This window comes from Mesorhizobium sp. M7A.F.Ca.CA.002.05.1.1, from assembly GCF_003998335.1.
Lineage (GTDB): Bacteria > Pseudomonadota > Alphaproteobacteria > Rhizobiales > Rhizobiaceae > Mesorhizobium.
On record NZ_RZQI01000098.1, the window covers coordinates 1 to 11,300 of the forward strand.

The following is an 11,300-nucleotide window of genomic DNA, read 5'->3' on the forward strand; positions in this document are numbered from 1 at the left end:
GTCGGGCATGTCGCGCGGCGCCGGCCTGGTGCTGGCCGCCAAGAACGAGGTGGCGCTGAAGCACATCGAATTCATCCAGCTCGAACCGACCAAGGCGCTGGCAGTGCTGGTGTCGCAGAATGGCGACGTCGAAAATCGCGTCGTCGAGCTGCCCGCCGGCATCACCGTCTCGCAACTGCACGAGGCCTCGAATTTCCTTAACGCCCATATACGCGGCCGCACGCTGGCCGAGGCGCGGATCGAGATCGCCCGCATCAAGGAAGAAACCAGGGCCGCGCTCGACACGCTGTCGCAGGACCTAGTCGAGAAGGGGCTGGCGGTGTGGGCCGGCGCCGATAGCGGCCTGCCGGCACGGCTCATCGTGCGCGGGCGCGCCAATCTGCTCGAAAACGTCACCGCCCAGGCCGACATCGAACTGCTGCGGCATCTGTTCGAGGACATGGAGACGCAGGACGGGCTTATCCAGCTGCTTGACCTCGCCGAGCAGGGCTCGGGCGTGCGCATCTTCATCGGCTCGGAAAACAAGCTGTTTTCGCTGTCGGGCTCGTCGCTGGTGGTGGCGCCTTATCGCGACAAGGATGCCCGCGTCGTCGGCGCGCTCGGCGTCATCGGCCCGACCCGGCTGAACTACGCGCGCATCGTCCCAATGGTCGACTATACGGCGCAGCTGATTTCACGCATGCTGCGCTGAGCTGATCCAACCGAGGAGACGATGATGGCGCTCGAAGAATTCAAGGCCCGGATCAGCCTCCTGCTGGAGGAGATGGTCAACCAGCCGGAAGACCAGCACGAGATCCAGGAGCAGTTGCGCGAAAAACTGCAGGAAATGCGCGCCATGGGCCTGCCGCTGCCGGCCGATCTCGTCGAGTTGGAAAAACGCCTCGACGACGATTTTTACGCCGCCGGGACCTGAACCGGGGAACCGGAAGCTTCCTCCACCTCATCATGTGCCGTGGAACGATCGACGAAACCGGTCGTTCCTGTTTTCACGCCCAAACATTGGAGGACCGAATGATGCGTTTTGCCGGCTCCGCACTTTCCGCCGCACTGTTTCTCTCGACCGCTTCATTCGCCCAGCAGGCGGACGAGCCGGTGCTGAAAGGCGCGGACGCCTTCGGTGACTGGCGAGCCGACAAGCCGGGCACACGCCGCCTGATCGAACCGGATGATCTGCCTAAGCCCTATGCCAACAGATCGACCTCTAACAGCGCCGGCGTTGCGGACATGCCGGCAGACGCGAAGCTGCAACTGCCGCCGGGATTCTCGGCCGAGCTGGTTGCATCCGGCATCGACAATCCACGCGTCGTGCGCGTCGCGCCGAACGGCGACCTGTTCGTCGCCGACAGCAAAGCCAACCAGGTCCGCATCTATCGCCTCGCCGAAGGCGGTGCGAGCCCTGTGCAGGACGGCATCTTTGCCGGCAGTCTCAAACGGCCCTATGGCATTGCCTTCTATCCGCCGGGCGCTGACCCGCAATGGGTCTATGTCGCCAATAGCGACAGCATCGTGCGCTTTGCCTACCGCAATGGCGACCTGAAGGCCTCCGGCGATCCGGAAACCATCGTCGGCAACATCCCGGCCAATCATCACTGGACCCGCGACATCGCCTTCTCGCCTGATGGCAAGACGCTTTATCTGTCGGTCGGCTCGGGATCGAATGTCGCCGAGCGCATGGGCAAGGAACCGAAGGGCGGCCTCGACGCCTGGGCGAAGTCGCAGCCGTTGGGTGCAGCCTGGGGTTCCGAAGACGGCCGCGCCGGCGTGCTGGCCTTCGATCCCGATGGCAAGAACGGCCGCATCTTTGCCACCGGCCTGCGCAACTGCTCGGGTATGACCGTGCAGCCGGCGACCGGCGCGCTGTGGTGCGTCGTCAACGAACGCGATGCGCTTGGCGACAATGTGCCGCCCGAATACGCGACCGTGGTCAAGGAGGGCGCCTTCTATGGCTGGCCCTGGTACTATATCGGCGACAATGAGGATCCGCGCCACAAGGGTGAGCGCCCCGATCTTGCCGGCAAAACGACCGTTCCCGATGTGCTGATGCAGGCGCATTCGGCTCCGCTCAACATCGCCTTCTACGAAGGGAAGAGCTTTCCGGCCGAATACAAGGGCGATGCTTTCGTCGCTCTGCACGGTTCATGGAACCGCGGCAACCGGACCGGCTATAAGGTGGTGCGATTGCTGTTCAAGGACGGCAAGCCGACCGGCGAATATGAGGATTTCATCACCGGCTTCGTCTCCAACGGCGAGGTCTGGGGCCGGCCGGTCGGTGTGGCGGTGACCATGGATGGCGCGCTGATCGTCACCGAGGACGGCAACGGTACCATCTGGCGTGTCACCCATGGCGACGGTCGCTCCTGATCTGCTTGGGTAGCGCAGGCCCCCTCACCCGGATTGCCAACCGAATTGCGAAGAGCAATTCGGGACAATCCGACCTCTCCCCGGCGGGTAGAGGAGGTAGGCGGGCCCGTGCTCGTCTCTTCTCCCCAGTGGGGAGAAGGTGGCCGCGAAGCGGCCGGATGAGGGGGCTTCGTGAGGCGAGGCCCCCGATATCTGGTGCAATAGAATCCGACCCCAGGGAATTCAATCTTAGCCGGTCCCATGCGACAAGGCATTCTGATCTGAGACGAATGCCATGACCCTTACCGGATTCCTCGCCTACAGCGCCGCCCTCGGCATCGCAGCCGCGATCCCTGGTCCCGGCATCACCGCGCTGGTCGCGCGTGCGCTCGGCTCCGGCTTCCGCTCGTCGCTGGCGATGTCCTTTGGCCTGATGGTGGGCGACATCACCTATCTGACCGCCGTGGTGCTTGGCCTCGCCTTCGTCGCACAGAGTTTCGGCATGGTTTTCCTGGCCATCAAATGGCTCGGCGTCGCCTATCTCGCCTTCCTCGGCTGGCGCTTCTGGAACAGCGGCATCACGCCCGAGACCGTCGAGGCCCGAACGGGCAGCGCGGGATTGCTGTCGAGCTTTGCCGCCGGCCTGACTGTCACGCTCGGCAATCCGAAGACGATGATCTTCTATCTCGCCATCACGCCGACCATCGTCGACCTGAAAACCATCACGCTGGCAGACTATGGTATCCTCGTCGCGCTGACCGTTGTCGTGCTGTTGGTGGTGCTGGTGCCGTATCTTGCGCTGGCTGCCAAGGCGCGCTGGTTCCTGAAATCTCCGCGCGCGCTCAAGGCGCTGAACCGCACGGCTGCCGGCTTCATGGTCGGTGCTGCTGCAGCGATTGCCGCCCGCCAATAGCGAGCTTTCGGCCAAAGCATTTCGCAAACAGGCCTTTGCGGGAAATGCTTTTCCGAGACGGCACTGTTTTAGACACAGGTCCCACTCGGATATTTTCAATCGACAGTCTATCTTGCACGGTCGAAGGTCCTATCTTGCCTGCAATTCCACTTGCCTGAAATCCTTACTCGCCTGAAGTTCTGGGAGCGAAACAAATGAAGAAGCCCGCCACATCAGCCCGCGTGCCCGGCCGCGGCCGCGTCTACGATTCCATCACCGACACGATCGGCGATACGCCCCTGGTGCGGCTCGACAAGTTCGCCCGGGAAAAGGGCATCGTCGCCAATCTCATCGCCAAGCTCGAATTCTTCAATCCGATCGCCTCGGTCAAGGACCGCATCGGCGTGGCGATGATCGAGGCGCTGGAGGCGTCGGGCAAGATCTCTCCCGGCAAGACCACGCTGATCGAACCGACGTCGGGCAACACCGGCATTGCGCTTGCCTTCGCCGCTGCCGCCAAGGGCTACAAGCTGATCCTGACGATGCCCGAAACGATGTCGATCGAGCGCCGGAAAATGCTGGCGCTGCTGGGCGCCGAGCTGGTGCTGACAGAAGGCCCGAAAGGTATGAAGGGCGCCATCGCCAAGGCCGACGAACTGGCAGCGACGATCCCCAACGCGATCATCCCGCAGCAGTTCGAGAACCCGGCCAATCCAGAAATCCATCGCACGACGACGGCCGAGGAAATCTGGAACGATACGCATGGCGAGGTCGACATCTTCGTCGCCGGCATCGGCACCGGCGGCACCATCACCGGCGTCGGCCAGGTGCTGAAGAAGCGCAAGCCCTCCGTGCATGTCGTCGCCGTCGAGCCGGACTCCTCGCCTGTTCTGTCGGGCGGCCAGCCCGGCCCGCACAAAATCCAGGGCATCGGCGCCGGCTTTGCGCCCAAAATCCTCGACACGACGATCTATGACGAGATCGTCAAAGTGTCGAACGAGGATTCCGTGGCCAATGCCCGCCTCGTCGCCCGCCTCGAAGGCGTGCCGGTCGGCATCTCTTCGGGCGCCGCCCTGCAGGCGGCCATCGTCGTCGGCTCGCGGCCGGAGAACAAGGGCAAAAATCTTGTGGTGGTCATCCCGTCCTTCGCCGAGCGTTACCTGTCGACAATCCTGTTCGAGGGGCTGGGATCGTAGTCCGACGCTTCTTCGTGACCAAGCTGGCCCGCTGAAAAAACGCCCGTGGCCGCCATCGGCGGCTTGAGCGCCACACCGCTTCCGGTTCATATCTCCCCCGGCCTGCTTTGCGCGGGCCGGGGGAGAATTTATGTACAAGCTTTATACCCGTCCCGGCAGCGGCGGCTTCGTGGTCGAGGCGGCGCTGGCGCTGGCCAATGTACCATTTGAGCAGATCGACGTGCCGAAGACCGACCGGCCCGATCCCGCCTTCCTCGACATCAGTCCGTTGAACCAGGTGCCGGTGCTGACCTTGCCGGACGGAAGCTCGATGACCGAATCGGCAGCGATCTGCATCGTGCTTGCCGAGCGACACCCCGACGCCAATTTGGCGCCGGGAGCAGAAGCGCCTGCCCGCGCGGATTTCCTGCGCTGGATGGCCTTTATGTCGTCTGTTCTCTATTCGGCGGTGCTGCGTTTCTACTACGCATACCGCTACACTGCCGATCCCGAAGGCACCAAGGCGGTCAAGCAGGCGGCCGTGGCAGAGATGGACCGCGGCTTTGCCGTTCTCGATGCCGCGCTCGAAGGCCGTGACTGGCTGGTCGGTGACCGGATGTCGCTGGCCGACATCTATCTGGTCATGCTGGTGGCCTGGTATCCCGACATCGACAGCGCGCGGACGGCATGGCCGAACATCGAACGCCTGTGGGCGCGGCTGCGCGACCATCCGCTGATGAAGACGCTCAACACCTCGCACGAGATGTGGCCGGGCTGAAGCTCAATTTCTGAGCACCGCTCTTTTTCCTTGCAGGAACCGGCGCACCGCCGGGTCGCGCTCGAGGCCGATCGCCCGGTCATAGGCTTCGCAGGCTTGCGGTACCTGACCAAGCCTGGCCAGGAGACCGGCGCGTGCGGCCCAATAGGGCTGGTACTCGTCAAGCCGCTTGTCGTCGCCCAGCACGTAAAGAGCCGCCAATCCGGCCACTGCGCCCTCGGCCTCGGCGATCGCCACCGCGCGGTTTATCGCCACCACCGGCGATCCTGCGATCGAAAGCAGCGCGTCGTAGAGTTCCTGGATTGCCACCCAGTCGGTGCGGCCGGTGAGCCTTCGTGCCGCATGCGCGGACTGCACGGCCGCCTCAAGCTGGTAGCGGCCGATGACGCCCTTGGCCGCTGCGTGGGAAAGCAGCGCTTCCGCCTCGTCGATGAGGGCACGGTCCCATAGAAGGCAATCCTGCTCCGCCAACGGCACGAAGTCGCCTTCGGCGCTGCGCCGTGCGGCGCGGCGAGACTCGGCAAACAGCATCAGCGACAACAGGCCCAGTGCCTCCGGTTCCTCCGGCATCAGCGAGGCCACCAGCCGGCCGAGCCAGATGCCTTCGGTCGCCAGGTTGCGGCGCCGCGTTTCGGTGCCGGCCGGATCGGACCAGCCTTCGGCGAAGGCGGCATAGATCGCCTCCAGCACCGCGTCCAGCCTTTCGCCGAGTTCGGCCCGCTCCGGCACGCGGAACGGAATGCCGGTTTCACGGATGCGGCTCTTGGCCCGCACCAGGCGCTGGCCCATGGTTGCGGGCGAGACCAGGAAGGCGGAGGCGATCGTCGCGGCGTCGAACCCCAGCACCGTCTGCAGAATGAGCGGCGAACGCACGCTCGATTCGATCGCCGGATGGGCGCAAGCGAACATCAGCCGCAGCCGATCGTCGGGCAGGTCTTCCTCGGTCATGCGTTCCTCCGCCTCCTGCGCAATCAGCTTGAGATGCTCGCGGCCGGCCTCGCTGGTGAGCCGCCGCCGCACCGCATCGACACGGCGCCGCCGCGCCACCGCCAGCAGCCAGGCTTCCGGCTTTTCCGGCACGCCGGTTCGCGGCCAGCGCTCGAGGGCGGCGGCAAAGGCATCGGCCAGCGCGTCCTCGGCGGCGGCCACGTCGCGCGTGCGCGCAGCGAGCCAGGCGACCAGCTTGCCGTAGCTCTGCCGGGCGGCAGCCTCGGCGGCCGCCCGGGCGTTCTCGGAGCGACTGTCCATCACATCGTCATTTCTCAGACAGGTACTCGGTCAGTTCCCAGATCGGCCGCAGCTCGACAGTGCCGGCGCTGGCCGCCGGGCAGCGCGCCGCCCAGGCGATCGCGGCGTCGGCATCCGCAGCCTCGATCATGTAGAAGCCTGCAAGCTGCTCCTTGGTGTCGGCATAGGGGCCGTCGAGGACGTTGGTCTTGCCACCAGCCACCCGAACCGAGGTGGTCGCCTGACTCGGGCGCAGCCGGTCACCGGCCAGCCACGCGCCGGATTTCTTCAGGGCCTCAGTATAGGCGCCATAGGCGGCACTCATCTGGTAGGTCGCCTCGGCCGGGGCATTCGCCATCGCGGCTTCGTCGGCGTAAATCAAAATCATGTATCGCATGGTCTTCTCCCGTTGTTTCGAAGGCCGCGTCGTTGCGAGCCGGACGTATGTCGCGCGGCAGCGCACGATTTCGACAGGATGCGGAAAACTTTCCGCTCCGACGGATTTTTGTGCAAGCCGCCATCTGCTTCCCGATCTCTCAACCGTTCGTCTAACGAGCACAATTGCGGGTTGGCATTTCCGGCCCACTGTCTAAACTCGCCCCGGTTCGCACCTGGGAGGCGGTGCGGTCGTCGATATTTCAGGGAGGGAAATCGGATGTTTCATTTCAGAACGAAACTTGTTGCAGCCGGCGCTGTGGCGCTGTCACTTGGCCTTGGCGCTGTGTCGGCAGGAGCCCAGGAATTCATCAACGTGCTGACCGGCGGCACATCCGGCGTCTATTATCCGCTCGGCGTGGCGTTGTCGGAAATCTACGGCAAGGGCATCGAAGGCGCTCGCACCCAGGTGCAGGCGACCAAGGCTTCGGTTGAAAACCTCAATCTGCTGCAGCAGGGCAAGGGCGAGATCGCCTTTGCGCTCGGCGATTCCGTCAAGATGGCCGCCGAAGGCAATGCCGAGGCCGGTTTCCCAGGCAAGCTCGACAAATTGCGCGGCATCGCCGCCATCTATCCCAATTACATCCAGATCGTCGCCAGCCAGGAGTCCGGCATCAAGACGCTGGCCGACCTCAAGGGCAAGAGCCTGTCGGTCGGCGCACCGGCGTCGGGCACCGAACTCAATGCGCGCGCGATCTTCGCCGCCGCGGGGCTGAAATACGAGGATCTCGGCCGGGTCGAATACCTGCCCTTCGCCGAATCGGTCGAGCTGATCAAAAACCGGCAGCTCGACGCCACTCTGCAATCGGCCGGACTCGGCGTCGCCTCGATCCGCGACCTCGCCACCTCGGTGCCGATCAATGTCGTGGCGGTGCCGGCCGAGGATGTTGCGAAGATCGGCTCGCCCTATCTTTCGGTGGTCATTCCCAAGGGTACCTATGAGGGCCAAAGCGAGGATGTCGCCACCGCCGCCGTCGGCAATTTCCTCATCACCCGCGCCGATGTCTCCGACGAGATCGCCTATCAGATGACCAAGCTGATATTCGACCATCTCGACCAGCTTGCCGCGGCCCATGCCGCCGCCAAGGCGATCGACCAGGCCAAGGCGCTCGACGGCATGCCAGTGCCGCTGCACCCCGGTGCGGAACGGTATTACAAGGAGAAGGGATTGTTGAAGTAGCGGAGCATGGCTCGGCTATCGGAGATGCACTCGCCAGGCGTCCCCCTCTGCCCTGCCGGGCATCTCCCCCTCAAGGGGGGAGATTGGCCGTCACCATACCTTTCGCCATTCGCTAGCGTTGCAGAACGTGCGCAGACACCGACGCTGCTGATCTCCCCTGAGGGGGAGATGTCCGGCAGGACAGAGGGGGGCGCCTCGCACTACACTTCGCTCCTTCTGGAGACAGTCGGATGAGCGAAGCATCGTCTGGAACAACGACCGACGGCAAATCCACCACCTTCCATCTGCCTGCCGTCGAAGAACAGGTCGAAGGCCTGCCACCCGGCTTCGGCGACGGCATCGCCGGCAAGGCCGCCTTTCTCATCGCCGTCGCCTTTTCCGTGTTCCAGATCTATGTCGCCGCCTATGGCAGCATGCCGAGCCAGGTGGTGAGGGCGATGCATGTCGGCTTCCTGCTGCTGCTCGGCTTCGGCCTGATCGCCAATCTGCGCGCCAAGAGCATGCCGGCCAAAGCAGCGTTCTGGGCGCTCGGGGCGCTCGGCTTCGGCACCGGCCTGTACAATTGGGTGTTCTACACCGACCTCATCCGCCGCTCCGGCTTCCTGACCACGCCGGATCTCATCGTCGGCGCGGTGCTGGTGGTGCTGGTCTTCGAGGCGGCGCGGCGGCTGATGGGGCTGCCGCTGGCGATCATCGCCTTCATCTTCCTCGCCTACTGCTTTTTCGGCAACCATCTGCCGCCGCCGCTCGTCCATCGCGGCTATGATTTCGCCCAGCTGGTCGACACCTTCGCCTACGGCACCGAAGGCATCTACGGCACGCCGATCTATGTCTCGGCCGCCTACATCTTCATCTTCGTTGTCTTTGCCGCCTTTCTCGAACGCGCCGGCATGATCGCGCTGTTCAACGATTTCGCGCTGGGCCTTGTCGGCACATGGCGCGGCGGCCCGGCGCAGGTCTGCGTGCTGTCGTCGGCGCTGATGGGCACCATTTCCGGCTCGGGAGTCGCCAATGTGGTGGCCAGCGGCCAGTTCACCATCCCGCTGATGAAGCGCTTCGGCTTCCGCTCGGCCTTTGCCGGTGCCGTCGAGGCGACCTCCTCGATGGGCGGCCAGATCATGCCGCCGGTGATGGGCGCGGTCGCCTTCATCATGGCCGAGACGCTGAACGTGCCTTATGCCGATGTGGTCAAGGCGGCGATCATCCCAGCGCTGCTCTATTTCGGCGCGTGCTTCTGGCAGGTGCATCTGGAAGCCGGCAAGGCCGGGCTGCACGGCATGGCCAAGGCGGACCTGCCCAATCCGTGGGACGCGGTGAAACAGCACTGGCCGCTGGTGCTGCCGCTGGCAGCGCTCGTCTACCTGCTGTTTGCCGGCTACACGCCGATCTTCGCCGGCACGATGGGCCTGGCGCTGACCATCGTGCTCATCCTCGGCACGCCGCTGGCAGCAGCGATCGGTCCGCTCGCCTTCCGCATCGTCTTCTGGATCGCGCTCGGGCTTGCCGCCGCTTCGTTCATGAAGTTCGGCGTCAATCTCCTCGGCGCCGTCATCGCCGCACTGGTGGTCGCCTGCTTCACATTCAAGGGCGGCCGCGAGACGCTGCGGATCTGCGTCGACTCGCTCGCCGAAGGGGCCAAGAACGCGCTGCCGGTCGGCATTGCCTGCGCCATCGTCGGCATCGTCATCGGCACGCTGACGCTGACCGGCATCGCCTCGACCTTCATCGGCTGGATCATCTCCATCGGCGAGAACAATCTGTTCCTGTCGCTGTTGCTGACCATGCTCACCTGCCTGGTGCTGGGCATGGGCATCCCGACCATTCCCAACTACATCATCACCTCGTCGCTGGCCGGGCCGGCGCTACTCGAGCTTGGCGTGCCGCTGCTGGTCAGCCACATGTTCGTCTTCTATTTCGGCATCATGGCCGATCTGACGCCGCCAGTGGCGCTGGCCGCCTTTGCCGCGGCACCCATGGCTAGGGAAAGTGGCCTGAAGATCGGCATCCAGGCGACTAAACTCGCCATTGCCGGCTTCGTCGTGCCGTTCATGGCGGTCTACACGCCGGCTCTGATGCTGCAGGACGCCGGGCCGATCGCCGCCCAGTTCGGCTATCCCGTCGAGGTCGCCTACATCGTCGCCAAGGCCTGCATGGGCATCGTGCTGTGGGGTGCCGCCGCCGTCGGTTTCCTCGCCAGCCGCATGGCATTGTGGGAACGGCTCATCGCCTTCGCGGCCGGCGTGCTGCTGGTCGCCGCGGTGCCGCTGACCGACGAGGCCGGCTGGGCGCTGGCGCTGGCCTGGATCGGCTGGCACTGCTTTCGTGCGCGGCAGGCTTCAGCCAAAACATGAGCCTTTGCATCCTGGCCGCCGGCAAGATGGTGACGTTCTCCGTCGCCGCCTTTACGCTGTCCTGGACGCATTCGGTGGAACGGACGCGCTGGGAGGAAGACTGGAAGGTCACGCCTATCGGCCTGCAGCTGGTCGAGGCGCGGGTCAAGAGCTCGGGCGCCGGCATGGAGCCATCGGAAGGCGCGGTGCTGAAGAATGGCTGGTGGGCCTACACGCCCACGGTCGGCCCACAGCGGCGCGTCATACTCGCCGCCTCTGGCGCAACCGGCGACGGCTGGACGCTGTGCTCGGTTCAAGGCTGCCGGGAATTGGGCAAGGGGGCCGGCGACGCGATCGTGCTGAAGCCGTGCGAATCCACCGGTTCGAGCCAACCGCGATAACGCCCGATCAATGCGCTGAGCGGCGGCTCGTTCTCCAGCAGCCACATCCTCAGTCAAGGAACCGCTCGCGCAGCTCCGGAGAAGGAACCTCGCAGCTGTCCTTCCTGCCGAACAGCGCGTAGCGATTCCTGGCAACGCGCTCATAGAGCCAGTCGCGCAGCGGGCGCGGCAGCAGCAGCAGCGTTTTTGCCGCCCGCCAGGGCCAGCCGAGTTCCGCCATGACAGCGACGAAGCTGTCGAGCCGCGTGAAGGCGACGCCGTCGATCAGGACGAGGTTGGTTTCGTAAGAGTCCGTGCGCAGTCCATGCTTCCGAAACAGCGTTTCACCGAAGGGCGACTGCGCGGTGGCGAAGCGGAAACGGCCTTGGCGATCGAGCCTGACCACCATGCGCACGAAGCCGGAGCAGAGCACACAGACGCCATCGAAAACGATCAATCGATGGCGTGCGTCGAGAGTTGTTCCGGAGGGACGATTTGACTGGGGTCGACTGGGTTGGGAATGGTCGGTCACGCTGGCCTCGGCTGCTCGTGTCCTATGACAC

The 11,300-nt window shown here is 64.6% G+C and carries 12 protein-coding genes; 9 read left to right on the forward strand and 3 right to left on the reverse strand.

The genetic code is table 11. The annotated features are described in order from the left end of the window. From EN939_RS07715 to EN939_RS07740, 6 genes are all read left to right on the forward strand, one after another. Positions 1–691: HrcA family transcriptional regulator (locus EN939_RS07715; RefSeq protein ID WP_164750908.1), on the forward strand; the 691-nt coding region annotated here is incomplete at its 5' end. A 24-nt stretch (positions 692–715) separates the two neighbouring features. Then, positions 716–913, forward strand: coding sequence for a hypothetical protein (locus tag EN939_RS07720; protein ID WP_023814156.1), 198 nt, complete (start codon positions 716–718; stop codon positions 911–913). 98 nt (positions 914–1,011) lie between these two features. Further along, positions 1,012–2,361, forward strand: coding sequence for a PQQ-dependent sugar dehydrogenase (locus tag EN939_RS07725; RefSeq protein WP_127267551.1), 1,350 nt, complete (start codon positions 1,012–1,014; stop codon positions 2,359–2,361). 274 nt (positions 2,362–2,635) lie between these two features. Further along, the gene (locus EN939_RS07730; protein WP_127267552.1) at positions 2,636–3,253 is read left to right on the forward strand and encodes a LysE family translocator; all 618 of its coding nucleotides are present in this window, start codon (positions 2,636–2,638) and stop codon (positions 3,251–3,253) included. Between the two features lie 194 nt (positions 3,254–3,447). Then, positions 3,448–4,428, forward strand: a complete 981-nt coding sequence (cysK, locus tag EN939_RS07735; RefSeq protein ID WP_127267553.1) for a cysteine synthase A — start codon at positions 3,448–3,450, stop codon at positions 4,426–4,428. 130 nt (positions 4,429–4,558) lie between these two features. Continuing rightward, positions 4,559–5,185, forward strand: coding sequence for a glutathione S-transferase family protein (locus EN939_RS07740; RefSeq protein WP_127267554.1), 627 nt, complete (start codon positions 4,559–4,561; stop codon positions 5,183–5,185). 3 nt (positions 5,186–5,188) lie between these two features. On the opposite strand, the gene EN939_RS07745 is transcribed toward EN939_RS07740, so the two are convergent. Further along, on the reverse strand, positions 5,189–6,433 hold the full coding sequence (locus tag EN939_RS07745; protein ID WP_127267555.1) for an RNA polymerase sigma factor: 1,245 nt from the start codon (positions 6,431–6,433) through the stop codon (positions 5,189–5,191). Positions 6,434–6,440: 7 nt separating this feature from the next. Next, a complete protein-coding gene (locus EN939_RS07750; RefSeq protein WP_127267556.1) occupies positions 6,441–6,809 on the reverse strand; it encodes a YciI family protein in 369 nt (122 codons plus the stop codon). A 258-nt stretch (positions 6,810–7,067) separates the two neighbouring features. Here EN939_RS07750 and EN939_RS07755 point away from each other — a divergent pair, with 258 nt between their 5' ends. The 3 genes from EN939_RS07755 to EN939_RS07770 all read left to right on the forward strand — a co-directional run bounded on the left by EN939_RS07755 (position 7,068) and on the right by EN939_RS07770 (position 10,758). Next, complete coding sequence (locus tag EN939_RS07755; RefSeq protein ID WP_127267557.1) at positions 7,068–8,027, forward strand: TAXI family TRAP transporter solute-binding subunit; 960 nt, start codon at positions 7,068–7,070, stop codon at positions 8,025–8,027. Between the two features lie 230 nt (positions 8,028–8,257). Beyond that, positions 8,258–10,378: a TRAP transporter permease gene (locus EN939_RS07765; protein WP_127267558.1), complete on the forward strand. Its 2,121-nt coding sequence runs from the start codon at positions 8,258–8,260 to the stop codon at positions 10,376–10,378. Beyond that, complete coding sequence (locus EN939_RS07770; RefSeq protein WP_127267559.1) at positions 10,375–10,758, forward strand: DUF1850 domain-containing protein; 384 nt, start codon at positions 10,375–10,377, stop codon at positions 10,756–10,758. Before EN939_RS07765 ends, EN939_RS07770 begins: the two co-directional genes overlap by 4 nt. Positions 10,759–10,807: 49 nt before the next feature. On the opposite strand, the gene EN939_RS07775 is transcribed toward EN939_RS07770, so the two are convergent. Further along, on the reverse strand, positions 10,808–11,269 hold the full coding sequence (locus EN939_RS07775; RefSeq protein ID WP_127267560.1) for a thiol-disulfide oxidoreductase DCC family protein: 462 nt from the start codon (positions 11,267–11,269) through the stop codon (positions 10,808–10,810). Between the last annotated feature and the right edge of the window lie 31 nt (positions 11,270–11,300).

Excerpts from the sequence above, each read along its gene's own strand:
- EN939_RS07720 (WP_023814156.1), top strand. The coding sequence starts at position 716 with ATGGCGCTCGAAGAATTCAAGGCCCGGATCAGCCTCCTGCTGGAGGAG.
- EN939_RS07725 (WP_127267551.1), top strand. The coding sequence starts at position 1,012 with ATGATGCGTTTTGCCGGCTCCGCACTTTCCGCCGCACTGTTTCTCTCG.
- EN939_RS07730 (WP_127267552.1), top strand. The coding sequence starts at position 2,636 with ATGACCCTTACCGGATTCCTCGCCTACAGCGCCGCCCTCGGCATCGCA.
- cysK (WP_127267553.1), top strand. The coding sequence starts at position 3,448 with ATGAAGAAGCCCGCCACATCAGCCCGCGTGCCCGGCCGCGGCCGCGTC.
- EN939_RS07740 (WP_127267554.1), top strand. The coding sequence starts at position 4,559 with ATGTACAAGCTTTATACCCGTCCCGGCAGCGGCGGCTTCGTGGTCGAG.
- EN939_RS07745 (WP_127267555.1), bottom strand. The coding sequence starts at position 6,433 with ATGGACAGTCGCTCCGAGAACGCCCGGGCGGCCGCCGAGGCTGCCGCC.
- EN939_RS07750 (WP_127267556.1), bottom strand. The coding sequence starts at position 6,809 with ATGCGATACATGATTTTGATTTACGCCGACGAAGCCGCGATGGCGAAT.
- EN939_RS07755 (WP_127267557.1), top strand. The coding sequence starts at position 7,068 with ATGTTTCATTTCAGAACGAAACTTGTTGCAGCCGGCGCTGTGGCGCTG.
- EN939_RS07765 (WP_127267558.1), top strand. The coding sequence starts at position 8,258 with ATGAGCGAAGCATCGTCTGGAACAACGACCGACGGCAAATCCACCACC.
- EN939_RS07770 (WP_127267559.1), top strand. The coding sequence starts at position 10,375 with ATGAGCCTTTGCATCCTGGCCGCCGGCAAGATGGTGACGTTCTCCGTC.